Source organism: Schwartzia sp. (in: firmicutes), assembly GCF_978017985.1.
The window spans coordinates 1-25441 of record NZ_CDXDFU010000016.1 but is presented as its reverse complement, the minus strand read 5'-3'; the positions used below and the strand labels follow the sequence as shown (position 1 = coordinate 25441).

Below are 25441 nucleotides of genomic sequence, written 5' to 3'. Positions count from 1 at the left end.
GGATATGCCGCCGACACAGATGCTTATTATCCGCGCCCTGCAGGACGAGTACATGAAGTTTCTTCAAACTAAGGAATATGAAGAGCTTCCTGAAGATACAGCAGATGTGGAAAAAGGACACCGCATGGAGCCCGACAAGGCAGAGGCTCACAGGCTGGCTGCCGCGTGTGATATTTATCTGGGGATGGCGGGTGCAAAGGACAGTAAAACTGCAGTGCATTAAGTGGTGTATCAGACAAGCGAAAAATCAAAACAGGGCAGCCAGCAGGCTGCCTTGTTTGACTTCGGAATAATTTTGAAACAGTTGAATGCTAAAGATGAAGTAAAAGTCTCAGGAATGGTTTATGTATTTGGAGAAAAGAGCTTACATATAGGAAAAAAGAAGTGATATTTATTTATGCAGTAAGTAAAGAAGGATTCTTTTCTTACACGGCGAATATAAAGAATTTAGGGTACTTTATCGTTTGGTGCCTGAAAAGGGGGATTTCGTTTCATGGAGAAGATAAAGATTGAGAAAGGACACGTGCTGCACAAAAAGGGGGACGAGGTAAAAAATCTCGAAATTGTGCTTTCAGGCGCGCTTGTCATGACTGACGGCGATTCTGTAGATGTACGTCTTAGCGGCGGTGGAATAGCAGGGGCTGTTTACCTTCCGGGAGATATATATTCGTTTGATTATGTTGCGCTTGAGGAGTCGACACTTCTGGTAATGGATTATCTTTCCGAAGATGATATTGCAGAAGCTGTTTCGGGAACGCCTGCTATAGCGCCTGTTATGGCTGCCGCAGGAATGGAGTTTGCAAGCGGAATACTTGATGCCCTTGATGCGACTTCGCAGGCAGCATCTGATTTCTGCAAGGAAATCAAATACAACTATAATGATTATAAATTCATGTGCGTAAAGCTTGACCGCACGCCTGAGCAGTTTTCGTTTGTAGAGCAGCTCCCTGTTCCTGATGCTCCTGAAATTCTTTCAGGTTGGGAGGCTGAGGTATGCCGTACCTACTGTGATCAGCGGAGTTCGCTTGAACAGAGCTTTTATCCGCTGAATGTCAGCTTCTGCGTTGAGACGGTAATGCGCGCTTGTGCGTCGGGACGCCGTATTCGTAAGGACCTTGAAAGTGCTGCGGATTTCCTGGCATGGATGAAGAGCGGTACTGCTGATTTCGTTAATGCTTTCTATGATGTCAAATCAAGAGTTGATACGGAGACTCGTGGTTCCTCGGGAGAGGTTCCTGCTATTGAAAACGCGCTTGATGTTATCGTGGCATTTTCGGGAGTACCTACAGATGTTGCTGATACATTCCGCAAGGATATCAAGCAGTTCCTTGATACGGAAGACCGCCGCGCTAAATCTGATGAGATGCGCCACCTTCGCATGAGCATTGCGGACGGGTATTACAAAATCTACGAAGCGGCATTCTTCAAGAGCATGGAAACAAACCATATTCCTGCCGAGGTCCGCATGTTCTTCCTGTTCGGTTTTGTTGATGAAAATCTCGCAGGAAAAGCGAATACAGAGCTGCTCTATAAGATGGCGGTAAGCTGGGAGGATCATGCGGAGGGCCGTATTCTTCCTATGTATGACTGGCTCACTAAAATCTATAAAGGGGAAGCAGTTCCGTCCAAAAATGAGTTTGACAACGACTGGACAGAGCACCTCAGAGAAGAAGTCCGTACTGCCAATATTACACAGCAGAAGGCAGATGAGCTTGCCAATGACTGCAAGGCAATGGTCAGCTTTGAAATTAATAACATGTTCAAAAGCGCAAACAGGATTACGAATGGTCAGATGGCGTCCTTCGTGCCTGTATTCTCCGCGCAGGATGTCATACGTCCGCTGGATAAATGCCTTGTAAGTGTAGCCCGTGCGGAGGAGTCATTTAAGAAGGTAACTGACGTTGACTTTGGCTGCTTCTATCGTCCGGCACTGGTTCAGTATCCTGACCTCAAGATTCAGCACTTCGTATACAATACGGAGGTTAAGCCGTATCTCATTCTGATGCCGAACTTCGGCGCCCGCGGAGTCATGTGGCAGGAAAACGAAGGTCCGCGCAGAACTACACCGGGACATTTGGTTCTCTCCATATTCCACTCGGAGGATTTGGACGAAACTATCGTCAGAATGTGTGCTCAGTTCCGTTGGGAGATGTGCCGCCGTATCCAGGGCGTACGCTACATGGATATTTCGGAGCCGTCCCTTACCTCGGAGTACATGAACTATCTGCAGTTCTATAAGAAGAACGGATATCTCTCCGCTGATATGAAGGAACGCATTAAGATTGCGCTGCAGAAGGCACGCAACGATTACAAGGTAGTGTTCGTTTCTGACTACGAAAAGTATATTCTTAACGAAGCGTATGGACTGCCGCGCCTGAATAAGATAACTAGAGAGATTTTGTTCAGATACTGCACAATGTCGGAAAAATTCCGCAAGGCATTGGCTATAAACCCGCAGTTCCAGCCGCTTATTGAACGATGGGACGTGACGCACAGCACGAAGCTGCACAGCCTCGGCCTGATTGTCAAAAAGTTCCAGAGAACGAAGCCGGGCGAACCGCTGCCTAAGGAAATGCAGGATGAGGTAGATTACCTCAAACTCTGATAAAGAAGATAAAATACCGTATTCCTTTGATGAGGCGTACGGTATTTTCGCGTCTTGGGACAAAAATTGAACTGCATGTTTTTATTTGTGCTGCGGCATGTATTGCGAGATAAAGAAAACGATATCAGAAAAGTGACGAAAAATTTTGATTTTTTTCATAAAAGCGTTGTAAAATAACAAATTAAAATTCGTTATTGGATAAAGGAGGAATAAACGGTGAGAAAGGCTTGGAAAATATTATGCCTGGTATGTGTGATGATGGTGCTTTGCGCGGGAACGGTCATGGCAAAAAGCGTGGAGGAAAAACGTACAGAAACACGCGAGAAGGCAAAAGAGGTACTTGCGGAGCTTTACGAGCAGCAGCCTAATGCACGTTATGAGGTTGAAAACAGTTCCGCGTATGCGGTATTTTTCAATACGGGAATAAAAATCGGTATCCTTGGAAGCGCTCATGGGCGCGGTATCGCTATCAATAACGAAACAGACGAGGAATGCTTCATGAATATGAAGGAGCTTTCCGCAGGACTTGGCCTTGGTGTGAAAGAATATTCGCTGGTGTTCATATTTGAGGATCAGGATGTGTGGAATCATTTTACCTCAGGTGATTGGACATGCGGCGGCGGTTCGGCATCGGCAGGAGCAACAGATGGCGAGAGCGGAGGCGGAATCGAGGGTGCCGTGAAGCTGGCTGACGGAATATGGGTTTACCAGATGACTACAAAGGGCATTACGCTTGAGGCATCGCTGAACGGAACAAAGTTCACAAGAGACAAGAAGCTTAACGGTGAAAAATAAACCATAAAAATTAAACCATAAAAATATCGGAAAGATGAAGTCCGACTGATAGGACTTGTCTTTCCGATATTTTCATTTAGGAAGATTTTCTTCCTTCCATTCCTGCGGAGTCTGGTTAAATTCAGACTTAAAAGCACGGAAGAAGGGAAGATAGCCCTTAAAGCCCGACGCCCATGCAATGGATTCGAGAGTTTCGTCGGGTGAGTTGAGGAGCATTATACGGGCTTTCAAAAGCCGTTTGCTTGTAATGTACTGCCTTAGGCTGCAGCCGGTGGCTTCCTTAAATGTGTGCATTAAATGACTGCGGCTTAAAAACACCTTTGCGGCAAGATCATCTATGGAGAGCTGCTCTGTGAGGTGGGTGTTGATTGTACGTAGCACCTCCTGTATCTTTTCGTCGTGGAGAACAGGAGTAAGCGGGTCAAGCTCGCTTTTAAGCATTGCTCTGTTCAACAGTATGAGAAATTCTACAAAAAGCATTTCCACGTACAGAGGATTTGCAAAGCCGTCAGCGTGAGTTGTCTGCTCCAGCTTTTCCAGATGGAAAAGAAGGTCGTGGGTTTTGCCCGGGGCAAGGTGTACCACGGCATCTGATACAGGACCTTCAAAGCAGAGAGAAAGGTCTTCGGCTCCGCGTTTATACTGTTCGAAAAAAGCGGGGGAAACGTAGATGACGATTCTTTCGTAAGGAACGCCTGCCTCGGGTTCGGGCCGGTGTATTTCACCCGCGCGCACGAATACAAGGTCTCTCGGTGAAAGAGTCCACGTTCGTCCTTCAATGGTATAGTCAACGTTGCCCGAGAGAAATACGAGTATTTTATGGAAGTCATGATAATGAAAGGGAATAGGCGAAAGCGCAGCATCACTGAGACGGAAGACACGAAATCCTTCCTTCAGATAGCCACGTTTTTCGTATGTTTCCTTATTTGTATCCATAAACAGCCTCCTTTTTTATGATTATAGCACTTTTTGATATATAAATAGCACAAAATTGCATTTTATGTGCTTTTTGTGCCTGTTATACTTTAGTTACAGAATTTTACGGAGGCGATAGACCATGCGGCAGTTAGATAAATACATTATTTCCGGAGTCCGTTATATTGTTTGGGACGAGATGGCCGGAGAAATGCCTGAGGCAGCAGGCTGCATGCGTCTTATGAATTCCTGCGATGGTATAGGGGCAGACCTTCTGGTTGCAATTGATGCAAGAAATCCAAAAGCTGTCCGTGTATTTAATGCTAAAGGTGTTGAGGTTGAAGCTGATGATGCGGCGCGCTACTGCGCGGCACTTTGCTTCGGACGTCAGGGCCAGGCTATGCAGGCAGCGGCGCTTATCAATACCATGGAGCGCGATACACGTCTGCAGCTCACGGAAACAGAGCATGATTACTGCGAGGTACGCCTGACGGAATGCTTCATCAAAGGACTTGCGGGAAAGGCTGTCTGTGCGGCATCTGTACTCGCAGGCTGACTGCCTGTTCATTGTCTTGCAAATGTTCTTTGACAAGAATAAAAGTGTGTTCACATTTATTGGAAAATCATCTTGTATACATAACGGCCGACTTCGGATTCGAAGCCGGTCATTTTCGTTTTCGCTTTCTTATGACATGGGGCTATGTTATAATAGTCCCGAAAGCGGGCAGGATACCCGCTTGGGTTACGTTTGTTTATTTGTGATGTACATACTTTCAACAGGAGATGAACAGAAAAATGAGCAAAGTGGCGATTGTGATCGGCAGCGATTCCGATTGGCCGATTATGAAGCCGGCAGTTGAGGTTCTGAAACAGTTCGGGGTAGGCGCTGAGGTGACTGTAGCATCTGCGCATCGGACACCGGCGAAGGTTCGCGAACTTGTAACAACGGCACGTGAAAGGGACGTACGCCTCTTTATCGCGGCTGCAGGCGGTGCAGCACATCTGGCAGGTGTTGTTGCAAGCTATACTACACTCCCGGTCATTGGTGTTCCAATCAACGCGTCCGCGCTGAACGGACTTGATTCGCTTTTGGCTACCGTGCAGATGCCGTCGGGTATCCCGGTTGCAACAATGGCCATCAACGGAGCGAAGAACGCGGCTCTGTTCGCTGTGGAAATTCTTGCTGTTTCCGATGAGTCTTTGTCAGAGAAGATGAAGGAATACCGTGAGAAACTTGCAAAGGAAGTCGATGAAAAGGCGGCTCGGGTGCAGGCACAGATTTAACATAGATGTCAATTCAGCTGAACATTATTACAGGAGGAATTTAGCAGAATGGAAAAGAAAGAAGCACTGTACGAAGGCAAGGCAAAGATTATCTACGCTACAGATAAAGCAGATGAACTGCTTGTCTATTATAAGGACGATGCTACGGCAGGCAACGGCGCAAAGAAGGGTACCATTGCCGAGAAGGGCATTATGAACAACAAAATGACGGCGTTTTTCTTTGAACTGCTTGAAAAACAGGGAATCAAGACGCATTATGTCAGCATGCCGAGCGACCGTGAAATGCTGGTCAAAAAGCTCGATATGATTCCGCTGGAGGTTGTCATGCGCAACGTTGCGGCAGGCTCCCTTGCAGAGCGTCTTGGTCTTAAAGAAGGTACAGTCCTTTCCAAGCCTATTGTTGAGCTTTATTATAAGAGCGACGAGCTCGGTGACCCGATGCTTAACCACTACCACATTCAGGCTGTTGGTCTTGCAACACCGGACGAGGTCGCTGAGATTGAGGAAAAAGGCCTTAAAATCAATGCTATCCTGAAGGATTTCCTCAAGGAGAAAAAGGTTGACCTTATTGATTTCAAGCTTGAATTCGGACGTTATAACGGAGAGGTCATTCTCGGAGATGAGATTTCCCCGGATAACTGCCGCTTCTGGGACAGCGATACCCATGAGAAGCTTGATAAAGACCGCTTCCGCCGCGATCTTGGAAATGTTGAGGGCGCATACAAAGAGATGCTTCGCCGTCTGACGGGAGAAGAAAGATAAGATGTCGGAACTTTTGGGTAACAAATGGCACGAGGAATGCGGTGTTTATGGTGTGTTTGCGCATGATGAGGATGTCTCGGCGCTTACATATCTCGGGCTTTATGCTCTGCAGCACCGCGGACAGGAAAGTGCCGGTATAGCTGTAACAGACGGAGCGTGGATGGACGTTTCACGGGGTATGGGCCTCGTAAACGAGGTATTCCGCCATCAGGTTCCGCACATGGAAAACCAGTATATCGCTATCGGACATGTGCGCTACTCTACGACGGGTTCGAGCCTTCTTCAGAACACGCAGCCTCTTATTGTAAATTATTCGGGCGGTAAAATCAGTCTTGCCCATAACGGAAATCTGACGAATGCAATGGAAATCCGTCAGAAGCTTGAGCAGGACGGTACGATTTTTCAGACCTCTATTGATACCGAGGTTATCCTGAACCTCATAGCGCGTTCGCGTAAGGAGACTATCGAAGAACGTCTCGCGGACAGCCTTAATCAGGTAAAAGGTGCATACTGCATTACGCTTATGACGGAGAACAAGCTCATCGGAGCGCGCGACCCGCAGGGCTTCCGCCCGCTGTGCCTCGGCAAGCTGGAGAACGGCTGGGTGCTTTCCTCGGAAAGCTGCGGTCTTGATGTTATCGGCGCGGAGTTTGTGCGCGATATTGCACCGGGCGAGATGGTCATTATCGACGACTCCGGGGTTAAGTCTATTCATTTTGCACCGAAACAGCAGCTTGCAGGCTGTATTTTCGAGTACATTTATTTCGCACGTCCGGATTCCGTTATCGATGGCCAGAGTGTGCATGAGGCACGCTTCATGATGGGTCGTATTCTGGCACGCGAGAGCAAGTTCAAAGGGGATATTGTCATTTCCGTACCGGATTCCGGTACCACGGCAGCTACAGGCTATGCGTATGAAGCGGGCATTCCTTTTGTTGAAGGCCTTATGAAGAACCGTTATATCGGACGTACCTTCATTCAGCCGACACAGAAGAAACGCGATACCGCTGTACAGCTTAAGCTGAATGCAATCCGTTCTGCGGTAGAGGGCAAGTCCGTTATCATGATTGATGATTCTATTGTCCGCGGCACTACAAGCGGTAAAATCGTAAAAATGCTTCGCAAGGCAGGCGCCAAGGAAGTACACATGTGTGTCAGCTCGCCTCCGATTGGTTTCCCATGCTATTACGGCATTGATACGTCAGTGCGCAAAGAGCTGATTGCTGCGACAAAATCCGTTGAAGAAATCCGCCAGTACATTCAGGCTGATTCCCTGCACTTCCTTTCCATAGAAGGACTGAAGGAATCCCTGTCTGCGGTTAATCCGAACCATATGTGTTACGCATGCTTTAACAGCGATTATCCTGTCGAACAGGGCAAGCAGCCCGAAGGCTCCGGCAAGTACGTCTTTGAGCAGCGCAAGTGCTGATATTTTGCGCCTCATTCCGGTATAAGGGATGAGGCGCAATCCGTATTATCCTGAAATCTGGAGGTAACTCATGGAGAACAAGAAACTCACATACCGCGATGCCGGTGTGGATATTGATGCGGGAAATTATTCCGTGCAGCTCATAAAGGACAGCGTAAAGGCAACATACCGTCCTGAGGTTCTGGGCGACCTTGGCGGCTTTGGAGGTCTTTTTGCGCTTTCCACAAAATACAAGGAACCTGTGCTTGTTTCGGGAACGGACGGAGTCGGCACGAAGCTCAAGCTTGCCTTCATGCTCAACAAGCATGATACGGTAGGACAGGATGCTGTTGCTATGTGTGTCAATGATATCCTGGTACAGGGTGCTGAGCCGCTTTTCTTTCTGGACTATCTTGCTGTAGGAAAGCTTGACCCTGAGCAGGTGGCTTCTGTTGTAAAAGGCGTTGCCGGTGCCTGCAAGGAATCAGGCTGCGCTCTTATCGGCGGAGAAACGGCTGAGATGAACGGCTTTTATCCTGTTGGAGAATACGATATCGCAGGCTTTGCTGTAGGTGCTGTGGAAAAATCCGAAATCATTACCAGCGAGCGCGTAAAAGAGGGAGACGTCATTCTCGGACTTCCTTCTTCCGGACTTCATTCCAACGGCTTTTCACTGGTACGCAAAATCGTGTTTGAGCTGAAAGGCTTCAAGGGCGATGAATATGTTGAGGAACTCGGAAAGACTATCGGGGAGGAGCTTCTGACTCCGACACGCCTTTATCCGCGTGTCTGCCTGCCGCTTATCCGTGATTTCAATATTCACGGCATGGCACATATTACAGGCGGCGGATTCTATGAAAATATTCCCCGTGCTCTGCCTGAGGATATGGGTGTAGAAATTGACGCAGGCGCATGGGAAATGCCGAAAATCTTCGAGCTGCTTCAGAAATGGGGCAACGTTGACTGGCCGGAAATGTACCGCACGTTCAATATGGGCGTTGGTATGGTTATCATCACGGCTCCGGAGGATGCGGACAAAATCCGTACATCTCTCGAAGAAAAGGGCGAGACAGTCTATACACTCGGTCATGTGACAAAAGGCAGACATGAAGTTGTTATCAAAGGCGGAGTGTTCAATGGCTGATAAAGAAATAATCGGAGTACTGTGCTCCGGACGCGGTACGAATCTCCAGTCCATTATTGCCGCAGTTGAAAGCGGACAGATTCCTGCGCCTATAGGTGTAGTTCTTACGGACAAGCCCGATGTTATGGCGCTTGAACGTGCCGAAAAGGCTGGCATTCCGCATCTCTGCATAAATCGCAAAGAATGTGCGGACAAGCAGGAGTTTGAAGAAAAGCTCGTAGAAGAGCTGCATGCTCACGGAGTTACTCTCGTAGTACTTGCGGGCTTTATGAGAATTTTAAGTCCGTATTTCGTTCGTGAGTTCAAAGGGCGTATCTTAAACATTCATCCGGCACTTCTGCCGTCCTTTCCGGGCGCCCACGCGCACAGAGATGTACTTGCGTACGGAGTGAAGGTATCGGGTGTTACGGTTCATTTCGTTGATGAGGGTACGGACAGCGGTCCGATAATTCTGCAGGCGGCTGTGCCTGTTGAGGACGATGATACGGAGGATACGCTTGCGGCGCGCGTGCTCGTAGAGGAGCATAAGATTTATCCTCGTGCTATTGAGCTGTACCTGAAAGGCAGACTGAAGGTAGAGGGCCGAAAGGTCCGTATAATAAAATAAAAAAGTGAGGAGAGTGGATTTCATGAAGATTAAACGTGCATTGGTGAGTGTCTCGGACAAGACGGGCGTTGTCGAGTTTGCCCGCAAGCTTCATGCAGCAGGCGTCGAAATCGTTTCTACGGGCGGAACGATGCGTGCCATCAAGGAAGCAGGCATTCCTGTTATGTACGTCAGTGATGTCACGGGCTTTCCTGAAATCATGGACGGCCGCGTGAAGACACTGAATCCATACATTCACGGAGGAATCCTGGCAGTCCGCGACAATCCGGAGCATGTTGCATCTTTGCAGGAGCACAAGATTACTCCGATTGACCTTGTAGTTGTAAATCTTTATCCTTTCAAGGAAACGATTGCCAAAAAGGACGTAACGCTGGCAGAGGCTATCGAGAATATCGATATCGGTGGTCCTGCGATGATCCGCGCTGCGGCAAAGAACTTTAAGTTTGTTACGGTGGTTACGAATCCGAAGCGTTATGATGAGGTTGCACAGGCAATTATTAAGGACGGATGTACCTCCGGCATGCTTCGCATGGAGCTGGCACAGGAAGCGTTCGCTCATACGGCAGAATATGATGACTGCATCCAGAACTATCTGAAGCAGCAGATCAGTAAGTGAGGCAGATAATGAAAATAGCAGTGATCGGCGGCGGCGGACGTGAACACGCCCTCGCATGGAAGCTCAGTCAGAGCAAGCATACGGAAAAACTCTACGCGCTCCCGGGAAATCCCGGCATGGCAGATATCGCTGAGTGCGTTGCCGGCATTGATATCGAGGATAACGATGCCATCGTAAAATTCGCTAAAGACAAAGGAATTGACCTTGTAGTAATTGGTCCTGAGGTTCCACTGACGAACGGCGTTGTGGATGCGCTGACGGAGGCAGGAATCAAGGCATTCGGACCTACGGGAAAGGCTGCTGAGCTTGAGGGCTCCAAAGTTTATGCAAAACTCGTTATGAAGCGTTACGGGATTCCTACGGCACGTTATGAGGTGTTCGGAGATGCGGGCCGTGCGCGTGTGTATGTACGTCAGATGCGTCAGCCTTTTGCTATCAAGGCAGACGGACTTGCAGCAGGCAAGGGAGTTATCCTCACGAAGGATGCTGATGAGGCTGTCGCGGCAATAGATACCATTATGACTGACAAGGCCTTCGGCGAAGCAGGAAGCCGTGTTGTAATTGAGGAATTCATGCAGGGTGAGGAAGCGTCGGTGCTTGCGTTTACCGACGGCAAAACTATTATCCCTATGGTTCCATCGCAGGACCATAAGGCGGTCTATGACGGCGATAAGGGCCCGAACACCGGCGGCATGGGTACGTACGCACCTGCTCCTGTTATTACGCCTGAGGTAATGGAACGGGTTAAAAAGGAAATCCTTGAGCCTATGGTTGAGGCAATGAACAAAGAAGGACGTCCTTATAAGGGCTGTCTCTATGCAGGCCTTATGATCACAGACAAGGGGCCGAAGGTTGTTGAGTTTAATGCACGCTTCGGAGACCCTGAGACGCAGGTTGTTCTTCCGCTTTTGAAAAGCGACCTCGTGGAGGTCATGCTTGCATGTATAGACGGTACGCTGGACAAGACACCTATCGAGTGGTCTGACGGAGCGGCGGTCTGTGTTGTCATGGCTTCGGGCGGATATCCCGGAAGCTATGAAAAGGGCAAGGAAATCACAGGACTTGATGCTGCAAAGGCTGATGGAGATATCGTATTCCATGCGGGGACGAAGCTTGCTGACGGAAAAATCGTCACTAACGGCGGAAGAGTGCTTGGTGTTGTTGGACAGGCGGAAAACATCAAGGCGGCTGTGGACAAGGCATACGAGGGCGTAAAGAAAATTTCCTTTGAGAAGGAATACCATCGTACGGATATTGCGCATAGAGCACTTGAACGTCTGTAAAATTTCATAAAAATATTAAAGCGGAGTCTCTTACGGGGCTTCGCTTTTTTGTATGAGAAATGAATCCTGTTCAGTAATTTTTGAAAGTGTGTTAAAATAGAAATAGATTTCTAGGGAAGGGCGGCTGGCGAAATGATGAAAAAAATGCTTCTGAGTCTGGCGGTTGGAGCTGTGCTTTTTACAGGTACGATGGGTACGGCTCATGCAGGCTTCGGGACGGATATAGGAGTTTATTTCCCGGTGGGCGGAGGTTCCTCGTCAAGAACTGTCGGAGAAACTACCGGTTATGCGGCGTTTACGGTGGACAACGTGGCACAGGAGCTTACCGTTGAAGAAAAGCACGGAGCACTGGTGATGGAGCTTTGCATAACGAATGAGGGAGATACGCCTTACACGGTGGAGCACCGCAACGGGCAGATTTATGAGTTTGTGATACTGAACAAAAAAGGAAAGGTGCTTTGGAAATGGTCTGACGGCATGGCGTTTACACAGGCGCTCACATCATCAACAGTTGAAGCGCACAGTTCGGTAGTTTACAAAGCAGAGATTAAGCGTGCGGACTATAAAAAGTTGCGGGAGGACGCGGTTGTGGTGACGGCATTTATAAAGGATACGCCGTATACCATTTCGGCCAGCATGCCGGAGAGAATACAGGAGAGCGGAGGTTCGACCATACACGGTGCAATCCGCATCGGAGTCGGGCACGGACATTGGTACGATGACTGAGTGAATGCGGGGAGGTCATGAGCAGTGAAGAAATTAATTGGTGTCATAATACTGCTGGTTGTTATCGGAGCCGGGGGATTTTTCGGATACAAGATGTTCTTCGCGGTGAAGGGGGAGGAAGCGCCGCCGGCAGAAACGGCGGCAGCCGAAACAGTATCCGAGGAAAAGGCTGAGGGGAAGCCTGAGGAAAAAGTTGAGAAGGGATTTGTCGACGAAATAAAGGATAAAGTCCTTGGAATGATAGGGGCAGACAGCCCGAAGGAAAAGGCAAAGGAAGAGAAGCCGAAAAAGCCAGATGCAAAGAAGACCGAGAAAGAAAAGAAAAAGAGCGAGCAGGCTGCGCGGCGGGATAAGGAAATGAAGGCAGAAGAAGCCATAAAGCAGGGAAATCAGCTGCTGCTCAGCGGCAAAAATGCCGAAGCTGATGAAGCCTTCCGCAATGCTGTGGAAACAGCTCAGTCAAACGAACAGAAATACAAGGCATGGCGCGGCCGTGCAATGGCGGCAAAAATTATGGGGCAGGGCGACGCGGAGCTTTCCTTCGGAAAGGCTATGCTTGAGCTGGCAGAAAGTGACGGAGACAAGGCGAACGCGCACGAAGCAAAGGGAAACGGCTATGAAAATGTGCAGCGGTATCCGGAAGCGGTGACATCCTATCAGGAAGCATCAGCGCTCTACATAAAAGCCGGAAATACGGATATGGGGTGGACTACTCTCGTATCCTGCGCAAAGGTAATGCGCCGCGGGCTTAACGATTATGTGGGCGCGGCAGAAGTCATCGGACGCGCGTGGGAAATCGTAGATAAAAGCAGTATGGATGAAGTAGCGAAGCGCGATGCAAAATGGATGCTTTGCCTTGAGTACGCGGATAACAGCCGCATGTCGGGTGACCGTCAGGCTCAGCTTAACTGGAACCGTGAAGCGGTAAAATACAATCCGGACTGGAAGCAAAATGCAGACATGATTGAACGTGAATTGAAGAATCAGGGTGTCATTTAAAAACAAAAGCCTCTGTGCAAACGGCTTGAGCCGCTGCATGGAGGCTTTTTCAGTAGATGTGGTATTCCTTCCAGGGAATTTTATCAAGAGGTACGGTCTTCAGGAAATCGACTATATCCTTTCTGCCGTAATAATGAGGCGTGCCGTCCGTGTCCTGAGACATGAGTATAATCGGCATATTTGGGAAGAAATGCATCATCTGCCGCCTGAATGTCGTAGCCCGTGCCGTATACTGCGTTACGAACGGTTTAACGATGATGATGGCAAAGGTAACGTTTTGCTCAATTATAACGGCGCCGTGTACGGTTATCATGACTGCACTCCTTTCTTTTTATTGCGGTAGGGAAGGGGGGTTATTTGAATTATAATGCCTTCAATCAAGGTTTGCCATAGGCAAACCTTCCTCTGTAGCATTTTACCCGAGGGCACTAGCTTCGCGTCGCAACGAGGCTGACGATATGCTCATCGCCTGTTATTTGCCTCTGCGCCCTTCTGAGCGGTAGGGGATATCTTCTGCCGAGTTATACCATTTATGTCATGAGTACAGCATCCAAAAATATCGAACAAAATTTCCAAGAAAATATGTTCTAAAACTATTGCACGAATATATGTTCTGTGATAATATAATGGCAAACAAAAGTTTGGGAAAAATCTGTTCGATAAATATGGGAGATGTTGAAGATGAAAAAATGGATTTGGATTGCCGCTGCACTGTATCTGTTTATGTTCCCTCCGTTCCATTTGGACAACGCCTATCTCAGAAGTGATAAATTTGATACGATTACGGTAGCCCGGCACGAAAGCGTGTGGGACATTGCCGGACGGTATACTGTTGACGGGAAACAGGTCAAAAAACTTACAGAGGCAATTATCGAGATCAACGGGCTGCCGGCAGACGGAGCCGTGCGAAAAGGTCAGAAACTCAGGGTACCGGTAATAGTTAAAGAACTCCCCATGCAGATGGCTGAAAAATAAGTGTAATATCATCTATATATGTGTTGTATCTCATTTGCACAGTGTGTATAATGTAGTTAATACTAATATTAATGTTGATTGCATCAATTTAGACACAAAGGAGCGAATGAGGGATGAACACGGAAATCATAAATGTTATTCGTCAAGAGTGTAAAACGAAAAGTGCAGATGCGATTGAAAAGATTATTGCATGCTGCGAGCACATGAAAACAGTTGGTATCAATGGCAGAGATATAGATTGCATTACCGGGTTTGTGACTGTTCTTGTGACGCAGGCGGCTAAGGAAGAAGTCGCAGAGCTTATAGAGCATCAGTGATTAAACAAAATAAGGTCGGGCTCGGCATTGTGCCGAGTCCTTTTTTTACAGGGGGAGAAATATGTCTATAAGCTGGTTCTTGTTTGAAACAGTCGGGACTATAGCTTTTGCCGTGTCAGGTTCAATGGTGGGACTGGCAAAGCGCATGGATATTTTCGGAGTTGCGGTGCTGTCTATTTTGACAGCAGTCGGAGGAGGAATTTTGAGGGATCTACTTATGGGGATAACTCCGCCGCTGGCTTTCCGAACAACTTCGGGGCTGTTGCTTCCGATTGGTACGGCTCTTGTCGTATCCGTGCTTTATACAGCTCTTAAGGTATCACGCAAAGAGAAAAAATACCTGATGTTCATGTATAATATTTCGGATACAGTTGGGCTTGCGGCGTTTACTGTGACAGGAGCGCTGATGGGACTGGGCGCGGACAATTATCCGTATATTCTTCCAATCACGCTTGGTATGAGCACGGGCATAGGCGGAGGAATACTCAGGGATTTGATGGCACAGCGTGTGCCGGTTGTACTCCGCATGGATGTTTATGCAAGCGCATCGCTTGCTGGCGGTCTGGCTTTGTGTGCTGTATGGCATTTCGGATATACGGTGGCTGCATCATGGGTAGGTTTTTCAGTCGTGATGCTGCTGAGGCTCGGTGCGATATATTTCGGCTGGCAGCTTTACCACCCGCGTCCGCTTCGGAGCAGCAGAAAAAAATCAAAGAGCTGCGACGAGTAAATTTCTTCGAAAATCTTTTTGTAAAATGCGTTATAACTCGGCAAAAAGCTTGCCTCGTTGAAATGCCGCAGAGGATAGTTTGCCTATGGCAAACTTTGAATAAAGGCATTATAATATATAAGTTAGATTGTATGTGGGAGGCATTATATGGAATCAGGAGAAGCATTTTGGTGGGGAGCTCTCTACGCCGTGCCTATGTGGCTTGTCGGTTTTTTATATATCATTCCGATGTGGCGTATGGGAAAAGCCAGTCTTAAGTTTTATCTTTTCACGAGCTTTGAAATTTTCTGGTTAATTAATTATTTCGGGGTATGGGCTGTTCAAAGCGAATTGCACTGGCGTGCAGTGCTCGTTGAGCCGCTTATAAAATACGGAGCAATTGCCGGAGCTGTGGTGTTTTTAGGTTGGGGGATCTATGCTTTAACACAGCGTGGCAAGAAAACTTGCGAGGAAAAGGGCGAGTAAAGAATGAAAAAGGCGTTCATAGGAATCCTGACGGCTATATGGTTAATAAACGCGGGCATGGTACAGGCAGCGGAGCCACAGAAGCGTATTACCATCAATGTTGCAAGCCGCATTTTAACATTGTATAAAAATGGCAAAAAGGCATTCATGTACCATATCTGTGCCGGTAAAATCGAAACACCGACACCGCTGGGAACATTCACCGTCGATGAGATGGAAGAAAATCCTGTCTGGGTAGATCCTAAGGACGTCAAAAAACGTGCCGAGCCGGGAGACGGGAATCCGCTGGGACTGCGTTGGATAGGTTTTTACGATATGTATGGTATTCACGGCACGAATAATCCGGCCTCCATCGGAGGATATTATTCCAACGGATGCATACGTTTGAAGGAAGAGGATATAGAGCATTTGTATCCTCAGGTTGAAATCGGAACAAAAGTAGAGATTTTCTACAACCGTCTCGTTATTGAACGAATTGATGACGGCACGATCGTATATTACATCTATCCGGACGGATACGGATGCCAGCCCCTTGATGTGGCATCGGTCCGTAAGGCGCTGGACGTATATGGCGTCGGTTATTTTTTGGAAAATGATGAAATCGCACAGAAAATAGAGGACGAGGATGGTGCGCCTACGTTCCTGCCGCGTGCTTTCCGCATTGAAGTCGATAATAACTGGCTCTCGGGAAGAGCGGTTATTCCCGCGGATGGAGAGCTTTATATTCCTGTGCAGGCACTTTCGGCTGTTACAAAGACGGACTATACGAGAGATATGGCCGCAAATACGGTTTCTACACATCGTGGCACGGCTCCGGCAGTGCTCTTCGGAAACCGCCTTTTCGTGAAATTTGATGATGCAAAAACCTTATTCGGCCTGACCGGAGGATTTGATGCGGAATCTACGCTGAAGCTGTATACGAATCCGCTCATGGCTGAGGGGCCACAGTCAGTTTCTTCCGCGTCGGGAGTGCCAGCAGAAACTGCAGAAAAACCGGCTGAAAAGGACAAAGGCAAAAAGACTGACGCCGGGACAGAGGGCAGCAAAGAAAAAGAGACCAGGGCTGCGGAATTAAAATCCGCAGATGACAAAGCCAAGGATAAAAAGGCTGATACATCTAAATCGGCTGATGTTAAATTAACTGATGCAAAGGCTGCAGAGTCTGTAAACGCGCCGGGGTCCAAAACAAATGAATCCGAGGTACGGGGGAAATCAAAATGAGTCAGCGTTTTATGATACTTGACGGAAGCAGCCTGCTCTTCAGGGCGTTTTATGCGCTTCCGCTGTTGACTTCGTCGACTGGTGTATATACTAATGCAGTTGTCGGTTTTTCCAATATGCTGCAGAAGATGATAAATGAATATAAGCCGGATCGGATGGTGGTTGCCTTTGACAAAAGCAGGCACACCTTTCGTACGGATATGTTTGCTGATTATAAAGGAACACGCGACAAGACTCCTGAGGAGTTTTCGTCGCAGGTTCCTATTTTGCGTGAATTTTTGGAGGCATGGGGTATTCCGTTTCTTGAGCTTGATAACTATGAGGCAGATGATATCATAGGCACCCTGTCGAAGCGTGCAGAGGAAGCAGGCGGCTATGAAACACTCATAGTAACGGGTGACCGCGATGCTCTGCAGCTGGTATCAAAGGATGTAAATGTTCTTTATACACGCAAGGGAATCTCTGATATTGTGCGTTATGATGAAGCCGCGTTTGAGGAAAAATACGGCTTTGAGCCGATACGGCTTATCGATTTGAAGGGCCTTATGGGAGACAGCTCGGATAATATACCGGGAGTACCGGGGGTTGGAGAAAAGACAGCGACAAAGCTTCTGCTTCAGTTTGGTTTTCTTGAGGACGTTTATGAGCATATCGACGAGGTTTCCGGCAAAAAGCTCAAGGAAAAGCTGGAAGAAAACAAGGAGCAGGCAGAATTGTCGAAAAAGCTCGCGACAATAGAGCGCAATGCTCCTGTGGAATTTACTCCTGATGAGTATGCTATAACGCCTGACCGTGAGAAGTTTTTGGATTTTTGCGCAAAATACGACATGCGTTCCGCGCGCCAGGGCTTTGAAAGGCTATATCCGGCACAGGGAGCACTTTCGCTGGAATTTGGTGAGGAAGAAGCACCGAAAGCTGAAAAGCTGAGCACGCTGCAGACGGCAAAATCCTTTGCGGAAAAGCTCCAAAACGTAAAAAACCCCGCATTCTGCGGAGTATATGAGGGCAAAACGCCGCACCGCAGACTGTCTGCGCTTGGACTTTCTTCGGGAGAAGAATCGGCATATGCCGAGGCAGGAAGCGAAGCATGGGATTTTCTCGTTTCTCTTTTGAATGACAGAGATATGCACTGGGTTACACTTGACCTTAAAAGCTTTTATCACGCAGGTGGAAGTGTTGACGCCGGGATAGAGGACGTGCAGATAGCAGCGTATCTTATCGACCCTGCTATGGGCACAGCGGATCTGGAACGGCTCCGCGGAGTATGGCTTACGTCCGAGCCCCCGGTTGACACAGGAAAAGATAAAGCGGAACAGGCAGCGCAGGCGGCATGTATCGCTGCGAAGCTATGGCCGGTTCTGTGGGAAAAGCTTTCCGGCTATGGAATGGAAAAGCTTTATAACGACATGGAAAAACCGCTTGTGGAAGTGCTGGCGGAAATGGAACGCAACGGAGTTTACGTGAACCGTGAGCAGCTTAGCGAAAAAGCCGCAGACGTTGGGAAAAAACTTGCGGATATCGAGCAGGAAATATATACGCTGGCAAAGCATCCGTTTAATATCAATTCTCCGAAGCAGCTCGGAGAGGTGCTTTTTTCGGAGCTTGCCCTGCCTGCACAGAAAAAGACGAAAACAGGCTATTCAACAAATGTAGAGGTGCTTGAAGGTCTCCGGCATGTGCATCCGATAATCGAAAAGATTTTGGAGTACAGACTGTGGATGAAGCTGAAATCAACATATCTCGACAGCATAGGAGAGCTTATTGACACTGAAACGAAACGTGTACATGCAAGCTTCAATCAGCTTGTTACCGCGACAGGACGTCTTTCAAGCTCTGACCCGAATCTTCAGAACATACCTGTACGCAGGGAGGAAGGGCGTACTATCCGCGAATTTTATGAACCGGGAGAGGGCTATGATTACCTGCTGTCGGCGGATTATTCTCAGATAGAGCTTCGGATTCTTGCGCACCTTTCACAGGATAAAAATTTCGTCCACGCTTTTACGCATGGCGAAGATATCCACGCACGTACGGCATCCGAGGTATTCGGAGTGCCTATGGAGCAGGTGACACCTGAGCTTCGCGGCAGCGCAAAGGCGGTAAATTTCGGTATAGTCTACGGAATAAGTGATTACGGTCTTTCAAGGGATCTGGGCATCTCCAGAAAAGACGCAGCCGGTTACATACAGAGCTATTTTGAAAAATGTCCCGGTGTTAAGGAGTTCATTGACAGGACAGTAAGCGATGCACATACGAACGGCTATGTAACAACTTTGTTCGGACGGCGCCGCGATCTGCCGCAGATACACAGCAAAAACTTCACGCAGCGCTCTCTGGCGGAGCGTATGGCTATGAATACACCAATACAGGGTGCCGCGGCAGATATCATAAAACTCGCAATGATTGCGGTATACCGTGCCCTCAAGGAAGCAGGCTTAAAGAGCCGTATTCTCATACAGGTGCACGATGAGCTTGTCATAGAAACTACGAAAGATGAGCTTTCGACGGTGCAGGATATCCTAAGAAATGCTATGGAGCATGTGGTGTCCTTTACCGTGCCATTCCCAATTGATATTCATTACGGGAAAAACTGGGCAGAAGCTAAATAACTTACAGGCAGATTGTTGTCGGGAGGAGAGGATTTTATGCATGTCATCGGACTTACCGGAGGTATCGCAAGTGGGAAAAGTACGGTTTCATGCCGTCTGCATGACCTTTACGGAGCAGAAATTCTCGATGCCGATGCTGCTGCATACCGTATTTCGGAGCCTGACGCGCCGCTTTGGCGTTTGTTTGTCGAGCGGTACGGAAAGGAAAAGGCTCTGCTTGGGGACGGAACGCTGAACCGCGCAGCAATAGGCGAAATTGTTTTTGCTAATCCCGAGGAACGCAAATGGCTGGACTCTGTATCACATCCCCTGGTAAAAGAGGAGATATTGAAGCAGCTGGAAGAGTGCAAAAGAAAAGGTGTCAGTACGGTGGTGCTTGATACACCGCTTTTGTATGAGGCAGGCTGGGAGACTCTGGCAGACTGTGTCTGGGTCGTATATGTAAGTCCGGAAACACAGATGAAGCGGCTTATGGAGCGCAATCATCTCACGGAACAGCTGGCACGGGACCGTATTGCCTCACAGATGCCGCTGTCTGAGAAAAAAGCAAGAGCAGATGTCGTAATCGACAATGACGGAGATATTGAGTCCACTTATGCGCAGATAGACGCGGCGTGGCAGAAGGAACCCAAAGGCTGACCGCAAATAACAGTCCTTTGTATGATTAGACAGCAAGACACAAATTACAGGAGGTTGTTTTTTTGACGCGGCTTCGAAAGCTATTGAAAGACGTAAAACCGAAGACGCGAAAGAAGTATGGGCTTTTTTTCGTTGTCGCAGTAGTTTTGATGACATTGGTGTTCATTGCAATAGAAGAAAGTGATTCCGTACAGAAAAAGTACCTGTATCCGTATCCGTACCAGGATTTGGTTGAGGCTTATGCTGCGGCAAACGGCGTTGACAGTGCGCTTGTTGCAAGCGTAATAATGAACGAGAGCAAATTCAAATCAGACGTTCATTCTCACCGCGGAGCTATAGGGCTTATGCAGATAATGCCGGAAACGGGAGAATGGATTGCGGCGCAGCTGGAGGAAGAGCATTTTAATCCTGATAAGCTGCACGACCCGGAGACCAACATCCGCTACGGAATATGGTATCTTGCCGAGCTGAAGCAGGAATTTAACGGCAACGATATCCTTGCGCTTGCGGCGTATAATGCAGGGCGCGGCATGGTACATGACTGGATGGAAGAAAAGAAATGGAAAAAGGGCTTTCACGCCATATCCGAGATTCCGTATCCTGAAACCCGGGAATACGTAGTGAAGGTTCTAAAGAATAAAGAGAAATATCAGAAACTCTACGAAAGAAAATAAATTGTCTCCTTTAGGGGATTTTCGAGGACAGAAATGGAAAAATACTGTATCGTCCCACAAAAATCAAATAAATTTTGGCAGCTCGTGCAGGATATGACGCTTTCCGAGAAACAGGCGGCGCTTCTCAAGAGCTGCTTTGTTCGTCATGTGGAGATTTCCCCTAAGGCAGCCCGATGGGAGATACTCCTTAAAACAAAGGAATATATAAGTGACGGGCTTTTGAAGGAAGCATCTGAACATATATGCAGACAGAATGGGTTGAACGAAGTTATATTCTATCAGGAGATTGAGGACCTTTCTTCCGCACTCAAACAGCTATGGAAAGAACTGGTTTTAGAGGTTTGTGCTGATGCACCTGCGCTCAGACCGCTTCTGCGCGGAGCAAAGTGTGAACTTAAAAACGGTACGCTTAGGATAGGTATCAGCTCAGTCATGGCGGCTCCGCTCATAAAAAAATATAATCTGGCTGAACGTCTGCAGAAAATAATCGGAAAAAAGACCGGCTGTTACTGCGATGTGGAATGCGAAGCATACGACGGAGAAATGTTTGAGCTTCCTGATATCGAGAAGACCATTTACCGCATGAGCGCGTACAAGGAAGCCGTAAAACAGGAGAAAATCCGTGAGGCAAATCCTGAACCCAAACAGAAGCCAAAGCAGGAGACAGGCTACTCGAACGGGGGCGGGGATCATCCGCGGCGCCGCCAGAAAAAACGTGAAACAGCGCCGGGCTATATATTGGGCAGCAGTGTTGATGGGAAAGTCACGCCAATCGTAGAAATCGAGAACGAGGGCAGGGACATCGTCGTCATCGGTGAAATCGAGTCTGTTGACAGCAGAGACCTCAGAGAGACGACAATCATGTTCATGGATGTGGCTGACGATACACAGGGCATCAGCATGAAAGCCTTTTTCAATGATCATGATGAGTTCGAAAAGGTAATATCATCGCTGAAGGTAGGAATGCGTGCCCGGATTAAGGGTTCTGTACGTTTCGATACATATCAGAACGACCTTGTCATGTCTATCGACAGCATCAAAGAAGAGCCTGTTGCGCAGCGCGAGGACAACGCCGAGGAAAAGCGGGTGGAGCTGCACCTTCATACACAGATGAGTGCTCTTGACGCTGTTGTATCCACGAAAAAAATGGTTCAGACCGCAGCGCGCTGGGGATGGCCTGCTGTTGCTATTACCGACCACGGTGTTGTGCAGGCTTTTCCTGAGGCAATGGACGCCAGCGAAAAATATGGCGTCAAAATCATCTATGGCATGGAAGGTTATCTGACGGGTGATGATTACAAGCAGCGCTTCGCCAATCACATAATCATTTTGGCAAAAAATCTCACGGGCCTTCATAACCTCTACAAGCTGGTTTCCGTGTCACATCTGCGGTTTTTCCATCGCGGACGCCCACGTATTCCAAAGCCGATTCTTAATGAATTCAGAGAAGGACTCATAATAGGCTCGGCGTGTGAGGCAGGAGAGCTTATCCGCGCTATCGTCGCGCATAAAAGTGACGAAGAGCTTATAGAGATTGCCTCGTATTATGATTATCTCGAAATACAGCCAATCGGAAACAATGCGTTTTTGAAGCGAAGTGATGAATTCCCTGATGTTCAGACAGATGATGATTTAATAAAAATCAATATGAAGGTAGCTGAACTGGCGAAAAAGCTGGATAAAATGCTTATTGCTACATGCGATGTTCATTTTCTCAATCCTGAGGACGCAATCTATCGTACTGTTATCATGGCGGGAAACGGATTTGAAGACGCTGAGATGCAGCCGCCTCTTTATTTGCGAACAACAGAGGAAATGCTGAAGGAATTTGAATATCTCGGTGAAGAGCTTGCGTATGAGGCATGCGTGACGAATCCAAGGAAGATTGCCGACATGGTAAAATCCTTCAAGCCTATTCCGGATTTACTGTATTCACCGATGATTCCGGGGGCAGACGAAGCTATTCGTGATATGTCATACGACAGGGCACACGAATTATACGGAGAAAATCTGCCTGAAGTAGTGCAGGCGCGTCTGGACCAGGAGCTTAAGCCGATTATAGGTCACGGATTCTCTGTCCTGTATCTCATTGCCCATAAGCTTGTGCGCCAGTCCAATGACGATGGATATCTCGTCGGTTCCCGAGGCTCTGTAGGCTCGTCCTTTATTGCCACTATGACCGATATCACGGAGGTTAATCCGCTTCCGCCGCATTGGCGCTGTCCGCACTGCAAATACAGCAAATTCATCCAAGATGGCTCGTATGGCTGCGGCTACGACCTTCCGGATAAGGACTGTCCTGTCTGCGGAACGCCGCTCATAAAAGACGGACATGATATTCCGTTTGCCGTGTTCCTGGGTTTTGACGGCGATAAGGTTCCTGATATAGACTTGAACTTCGCCAGTGTCTACCAGAACCGTGCACAGAAAAATACGCAGGCACTTTTCGGTAAGGATAACGCGTACCGCGCAGGAACGATAGCGACAGTCGCAGATAAGACTGCCTATGGTTATGTAAAAAAATTCTATGAAGAACGCGGGCAGAAGAAACGACCTGCCTTCATTCAGCGTATAGTAAACGGAGTCGTGGGTACTAAGCGTACCACAGGTCAGCATCCGGCAGGAGTCATGGTCGTTCCGCGAAACATGGATATACATTTCTTCTCGCCCGTGCAGTATCCGGCGAATAAAAAAGAAGCCGGAACGATTACGACGCATTTCGATTATCATTCAATCAGCAGCCGTCTTGTAAAGCTTGATAACCTCGGACATGATGACCCGACTGTTATCAAAATGCTGGAGATACTCACGCACCGGGACCCGAAAACGATACCGTTTGACGATCCCGCGACACTGAGCCTTTTCCATTCCACGGACGCGCTTGGAGTTACACCCGAGGAGCTTGGAGCAACATCGGGAACCTTCGGCATACCTGAGTTCCGTACCAGTTTTACACGGCAGATGATTGATGATACGCATCCAAGCTGCTTCAGTGACCTTGTCCGTATTTCGGGATTTTCACATGGTACGAACGTATGGCTGGACAATGCCCAGACGCTTATCAAGGCGGGCACATGCACGCTTCACGATGCTATCTCGGCCCGTGACGATATCATGATGTACCTTATCCATAAAGGAATTGACCCTCTGCTTTCATTTAAGACTATGGAGGCAGTACGAAAGGGCAAGGGCATAAAAGAGGACGTTGTTGCGACGCTGAAGGAGGGCGGTGTGCCAGACTGGTACATCGAATCATGTCAGAAGATACAGTATCTCTTCCCTCGTGCCCACGCTACGGCATACGTTATGATGGCGTACAGAATAGCGTTCTGCAAGGTGCATTATCCGCTGGCTTTTTATGCGGCGTATTTCTCCATCCGTGCCGATGCCTTTGATGTCAATATTGTCTCGGCGGGCAAAGAGGTCATAAAGACGCAGCTGAAACGTATTGAAGCGATTGATAAGCCGGATGAAAAGCAGAAGGAGCTCATGATAGTTCTGCAGATTGCATGGGAAATGTACCTGCGCGGCTATTCGGTGGAAAAGGTAGATTTGTATCGCTCAGACGCGGAAAATTTCATCATTCTCGAAAAATCCCTGCTCCCGCCGTTTACTTCCCTGAAGGGCTTCGGTTCTGTTGCAGCGAAAAGTCTTGTGGAGGCAAGGAAGGACGGTCATTTCACCTCTATAGCAGACATAAGAAAACGCAGCTCCGTATCAAAGACAAATATAGAGCTTTTGCGTGAGCACGGCAGCCTTGAAGGTATGACCGAAAGCGACCAGATGGAGCTTTTTTGAAAGCTCCCTTGAAAAATGTAAAAACTTTGATGATTACCGTGAAATATGGTAGAAAACAGCTTCTATGTCCCATGAGCGATTTGGGATATAGGAGCTGTTATTTTTGTTTTTATACAGTCATGTGGAATTGATTCCACACTTTTGCAAATTTACCTTTGAGCGGGAAAGAATCTTTCAAAGGGGGTGCGGCTTAGGAAATAAATCAAATTCTTTTTGCCATTGACAAATTTTTCCATGTGGCATTATAATATATGCAAATTTGAAAACGCAATGATGAAGACAGGATGTAAGAATGTCCGTCCTCCAGAGAGAAGCGCCTTGGCTGGGAGCGCTTCGGACAGGGTCTTATGTTACCACTTCTGAGCAGATGCCACGAGAGGAAGGCATCCGGTACTCACCGTTAAAAGAGCCGAGTTGGCTGCATTTATGCAGCAATCAGGGTGGAACCGCGAAGCATAGCCTCGTCCCTTTTGGGACGGGGCTTTTTTGGTCTTTTTCAACAAAAGACACAGCAAATCCAATTTTTTGTATAGCATTAGGAGGTAATTTGAATGGCAAACATCAAACTTAAGGACGGAAGCGTCCGCAGCGTTGAAGATGGCTCGACTGTCCTCGACTTTGTAAAACAGGTATCCAACAGCCTCGCGAAAAAAGTTCTCGCGGCAAAGATGGACGGCAAGACAGTTGACCTCATGACACCGATTACGAAGGACGCAGAGATAGAGTTCCTCACATTTGAGGATGAGGATGGCCGTTGGGCACTCCGCCACACGGCAGCGCATGTCATGGCGCAGGCGCTCCAGCATCTTTACGCAAAGGATGGAATCCAGTTCGCTATCGGACCTGCGATTGAAAATGGCTTCTACTAT

General features: G+C 48.0%; 25 protein-coding genes and 1 other annotated feature. Of the genes, 23 read left to right on the top strand and 2 right to left on the bottom strand.

The annotated features are described in order from the left end of the window. From ACY69O_RS00745 to ACY69O_RS00735, 3 genes are all read left to right on the top strand, one after another. Positions 1-223: hypothetical protein (locus tag ACY69O_RS00745; RefSeq protein ID WP_462331561.1), on the top strand; the 223-nt coding region annotated here is incomplete at its 5' end. 270 nt (positions 224-493) lie between these two features. Further along, positions 494-2605, top strand: a complete 2112-nt coding sequence (locus tag ACY69O_RS00740; RefSeq protein ID WP_462331560.1) for a cyclic nucleotide-binding domain-containing protein — start codon at positions 494-496, stop codon at positions 2603-2605. Positions 2606-2821: 216 nt separating this feature from the next. Continuing rightward, a complete protein-coding gene (locus ACY69O_RS00735) occupies positions 2822-3400 on the top strand; it encodes a lipid-binding SYLF domain-containing protein (RefSeq protein ID WP_462331559.1) in 579 nt (192 codons plus the stop codon). A gap of 72 nt (positions 3401-3472) precedes the next feature. Here ACY69O_RS00735 and ACY69O_RS00730 read toward each other — a convergent pair whose 3' ends face one another. Next, positions 3473-4336 carry a helix-turn-helix domain-containing protein gene (locus ACY69O_RS00730; protein WP_462331558.1) on the bottom strand — a complete coding sequence of 288 codons (864 nt, stop codon included), beginning with the start codon at positions 4334-4336 and terminating at the stop codon, positions 3473-3475. Positions 4337-4457: 121 nt separating this feature from the next. Between ACY69O_RS00730 and ACY69O_RS00725 the strand changes: the two genes are divergently transcribed. The 10 genes from ACY69O_RS00725 (at position 4458) to ACY69O_RS00680 (ending at position 13144) form a co-directional block, all read left to right on the top strand. Beyond that, positions 4458-4871 carry a hypothetical protein gene (locus ACY69O_RS00725; RefSeq protein ID WP_462331557.1) on the top strand — a complete coding sequence of 138 codons (414 nt, stop codon included), beginning with the start codon at positions 4458-4460 and terminating at the stop codon, positions 4869-4871. Between the two features lie 239 nt (positions 4872-5110). Beyond that, positions 5111-5599: a 5-(carboxyamino)imidazole ribonucleotide mutase gene (gene purE / locus ACY69O_RS00720; RefSeq protein ID WP_462331556.1), complete on the top strand. Its 489-nt coding sequence runs from the start codon at positions 5111-5113 to the stop codon at positions 5597-5599. 48 nt (positions 5600-5647) lie between these two features. Next, the gene (purC, locus tag ACY69O_RS00715; protein ID WP_462331555.1) at positions 5648-6361 is read left to right on the top strand and encodes a phosphoribosylaminoimidazolesuccinocarboxamide synthase; all 714 of its coding nucleotides are present in this window, start codon (positions 5648-5650) and stop codon (positions 6359-6361) included. Between the two features lies 1 nt (position 6362). Then, entirely contained in the window at positions 6363-7790 is a 1428-nt protein-coding gene (purF, locus tag ACY69O_RS00710; protein ID WP_462331554.1) for an amidophosphoribosyltransferase, read from the top strand. A gap of 70 nt (positions 7791-7860) precedes the next feature. Further along, positions 7861-8913: a phosphoribosylformylglycinamidine cyclo-ligase gene (purM, locus tag ACY69O_RS00705; RefSeq protein ID WP_462331553.1), complete on the top strand. Its 1053-nt coding sequence runs from the start codon at positions 7861-7863 to the stop codon at positions 8911-8913. Continuing rightward, positions 8906-9520 carry a phosphoribosylglycinamide formyltransferase gene (gene purN / locus ACY69O_RS00700; RefSeq protein WP_462331552.1) on the top strand — a complete coding sequence of 205 codons (615 nt, stop codon included), beginning with the start codon at positions 8906-8908 and terminating at the stop codon, positions 9518-9520. The genes purM and purN overlap by 8 nt, the downstream gene beginning before the upstream one ends. Positions 9521-9542: 22 nt before the next feature. Beyond that, positions 9543-10136 carry an IMP cyclohydrolase gene (locus ACY69O_RS00695; RefSeq protein ID WP_462331551.1) on the top strand — a complete coding sequence of 198 codons (594 nt, stop codon included), beginning with the start codon at positions 9543-9545 and terminating at the stop codon, positions 10134-10136. Positions 10137-10144: 8 nt separating this feature from the next. Continuing rightward, positions 10145-11419 carry a phosphoribosylamine--glycine ligase gene (purD, locus tag ACY69O_RS00690; RefSeq protein ID WP_462331550.1) on the top strand — a complete coding sequence of 425 codons (1275 nt, stop codon included), beginning with the start codon at positions 10145-10147 and terminating at the stop codon, positions 11417-11419. Positions 11420-11551: 132 nt separating this feature from the next. Continuing rightward, positions 11552-12145, top strand: coding sequence for a BsuPI-related putative proteinase inhibitor (locus ACY69O_RS00685; protein ID WP_462331549.1), 594 nt, complete (start codon positions 11552-11554; stop codon positions 12143-12145). 24 nt (positions 12146-12169) lie between these two features. Next, positions 12170-13144 carry a hypothetical protein gene (locus ACY69O_RS00680; protein ID WP_462331548.1) on the top strand — a complete coding sequence of 325 codons (975 nt, stop codon included), beginning with the start codon at positions 12170-12172 and terminating at the stop codon, positions 13142-13144. A gap of 49 nt (positions 13145-13193) precedes the next feature. Here the strand turns inward: ACY69O_RS00680 and ACY69O_RS00675 are convergent, their stop codons facing one another. Further along, a complete protein-coding gene (locus tag ACY69O_RS00675) occupies positions 13194-13454 on the bottom strand; it encodes a hypothetical protein (protein ID WP_462331562.1) in 261 nt (86 codons plus the stop codon). 371 nt (positions 13455-13825) lie between these two features. Between ACY69O_RS00675 and ACY69O_RS00670 the strand changes: the two genes are divergently transcribed. The 10 genes from ACY69O_RS00670 to ACY69O_RS00625 form a co-directional block, all read left to right on the top strand. Continuing rightward, positions 13826-14119 carry a LysM peptidoglycan-binding domain-containing protein gene (locus tag ACY69O_RS00670; RefSeq protein ID WP_462331547.1) on the top strand — a complete coding sequence of 98 codons (294 nt, stop codon included), beginning with the start codon at positions 13826-13828 and terminating at the stop codon, positions 14117-14119. Between the two features lie 113 nt (positions 14120-14232). After that, positions 14233-14436 carry a hypothetical protein gene (locus ACY69O_RS00665; RefSeq protein WP_462331546.1) on the top strand — a complete coding sequence of 68 codons (204 nt, stop codon included), beginning with the start codon at positions 14233-14235 and terminating at the stop codon, positions 14434-14436. A 61-nt stretch (positions 14437-14497) separates the two neighbouring features. Next, positions 14498-15166, top strand: coding sequence for a trimeric intracellular cation channel family protein (locus ACY69O_RS00660; RefSeq protein ID WP_462331545.1), 669 nt, complete (start codon positions 14498-14500; stop codon positions 15164-15166). A gap of 147 nt (positions 15167-15313) precedes the next feature. Beyond that, a complete protein-coding gene (locus ACY69O_RS00655) occupies positions 15314-15631 on the top strand; it encodes a hypothetical protein (protein WP_462331544.1) in 318 nt (105 codons plus the stop codon). A 3-nt stretch (positions 15632-15634) separates the two neighbouring features. Continuing rightward, on the top strand, positions 15635-16852 hold the full coding sequence (locus tag ACY69O_RS00650; RefSeq protein WP_462331543.1) for a L,D-transpeptidase: 1218 nt from the start codon (positions 15635-15637) through the stop codon (positions 16850-16852). Beyond that, positions 16849-19461, top strand: coding sequence for a DNA polymerase I (gene polA, locus ACY69O_RS00645; protein WP_462331542.1), 2613 nt, complete (start codon positions 16849-16851; stop codon positions 19459-19461). Before ACY69O_RS00650 ends, polA begins: the two co-directional genes overlap by 4 nt. Before the next feature lie 36 nt (positions 19462-19497). Continuing rightward, the gene (coaE, locus tag ACY69O_RS00640; protein WP_462331541.1) at positions 19498-20100 is read left to right on the top strand and encodes a dephospho-CoA kinase; all 603 of its coding nucleotides are present in this window, start codon (positions 19498-19500) and stop codon (positions 20098-20100) included. Positions 20101-20162: 62 nt separating this feature from the next. Next, positions 20163-20774, top strand: a complete 612-nt coding sequence (locus ACY69O_RS00635; protein WP_462331540.1) for a lytic transglycosylase domain-containing protein — start codon at positions 20163-20165, stop codon at positions 20772-20774. A 33-nt stretch (positions 20775-20807) separates the two neighbouring features. After that, positions 20808-24572: a PolC-type DNA polymerase III gene (locus tag ACY69O_RS00630; RefSeq protein ID WP_462331539.1), complete on the top strand. Its 3765-nt coding sequence runs from the start codon at positions 20808-20810 to the stop codon at positions 24570-24572. A gap of 261 nt (positions 24573-24833) precedes the next feature. Beyond that, positions 24834-25044: a binding site (T-box leader), on the top strand. 79 nt (positions 25045-25123) lie between these two features. Continuing rightward, a partial coding sequence (locus ACY69O_RS00625) for a TGS domain-containing protein (RefSeq protein ID WP_462331538.1) occupies positions 25124-25441 on the top strand: 318 nt, incomplete at its 3' end.

Bases quoted from the DNA above. Each gene is read 5' to 3' on its own strand.
- purE (WP_462331556.1), top strand. From the start codon at position 5,111: ATGAGCAAAGTGGCGATTGTGATCGGCAGCGATTCCGATTGGCCGATT.
- ACY69O_RS00650 (WP_462331543.1), top strand. From the start codon at position 15,635: ATGAAAAAGGCGTTCATAGGAATCCTGACGGCTATATGGTTAATAAAC.
- ACY69O_RS00725 (WP_462331557.1), top strand. From the start codon at position 4,458: ATGCGGCAGTTAGATAAATACATTATTTCCGGAGTCCGTTATATTGTT.
- ACY69O_RS00685 (WP_462331549.1), top strand. From the start codon at position 11,552: ATGATGAAAAAAATGCTTCTGAGTCTGGCGGTTGGAGCTGTGCTTTTT.
- purM (WP_462331553.1), top strand. From the start codon at position 7,861: ATGGAGAACAAGAAACTCACATACCGCGATGCCGGTGTGGATATTGAT.
- coaE (WP_462331541.1), top strand. From the start codon at position 19,498: ATGCATGTCATCGGACTTACCGGAGGTATCGCAAGTGGGAAAAGTACG.
- purD (WP_462331550.1), top strand. From the start codon at position 10,145: ATGAAAATAGCAGTGATCGGCGGCGGCGGACGTGAACACGCCCTCGCA.
- purN (WP_462331552.1), top strand. From the start codon at position 8,906: ATGGCTGATAAAGAAATAATCGGAGTACTGTGCTCCGGACGCGGTACG.
- ACY69O_RS00730 (WP_462331558.1), bottom strand. From the start codon at position 4,336: ATGGATACAAATAAGGAAACATACGAAAAACGTGGCTATCTGAAGGAA.
- ACY69O_RS00630 (WP_462331539.1), top strand. From the start codon at position 20,808: ATGGAAAAATACTGTATCGTCCCACAAAAATCAAATAAATTTTGGCAG.
- ACY69O_RS00665 (WP_462331546.1), top strand. From the start codon at position 14,233: ATGAACACGGAAATCATAAATGTTATTCGTCAAGAGTGTAAAACGAAA.
- ACY69O_RS00655 (WP_462331544.1), top strand. From the start codon at position 15,314: ATGGAATCAGGAGAAGCATTTTGGTGGGGAGCTCTCTACGCCGTGCCT.
- polA (WP_462331542.1), top strand. From the start codon at position 16,849: ATGAGTCAGCGTTTTATGATACTTGACGGAAGCAGCCTGCTCTTCAGG.
- purC (WP_462331555.1), top strand. From the start codon at position 5,648: ATGGAAAAGAAAGAAGCACTGTACGAAGGCAAGGCAAAGATTATCTAC.
- ACY69O_RS00660 (WP_462331545.1), top strand. From the start codon at position 14,498: ATGTCTATAAGCTGGTTCTTGTTTGAAACAGTCGGGACTATAGCTTTT.
- ACY69O_RS00670 (WP_462331547.1), top strand. From the start codon at position 13,826: ATGAAAAAATGGATTTGGATTGCCGCTGCACTGTATCTGTTTATGTTC.
- ACY69O_RS00695 (WP_462331551.1), top strand. From the start codon at position 9,543: ATGAAGATTAAACGTGCATTGGTGAGTGTCTCGGACAAGACGGGCGTT.
- ACY69O_RS00740 (WP_462331560.1), top strand. From the start codon at position 494: ATGGAGAAGATAAAGATTGAGAAAGGACACGTGCTGCACAAAAAGGGG.
- purF (WP_462331554.1), top strand. From the start codon at position 6,363: ATGTCGGAACTTTTGGGTAACAAATGGCACGAGGAATGCGGTGTTTAT.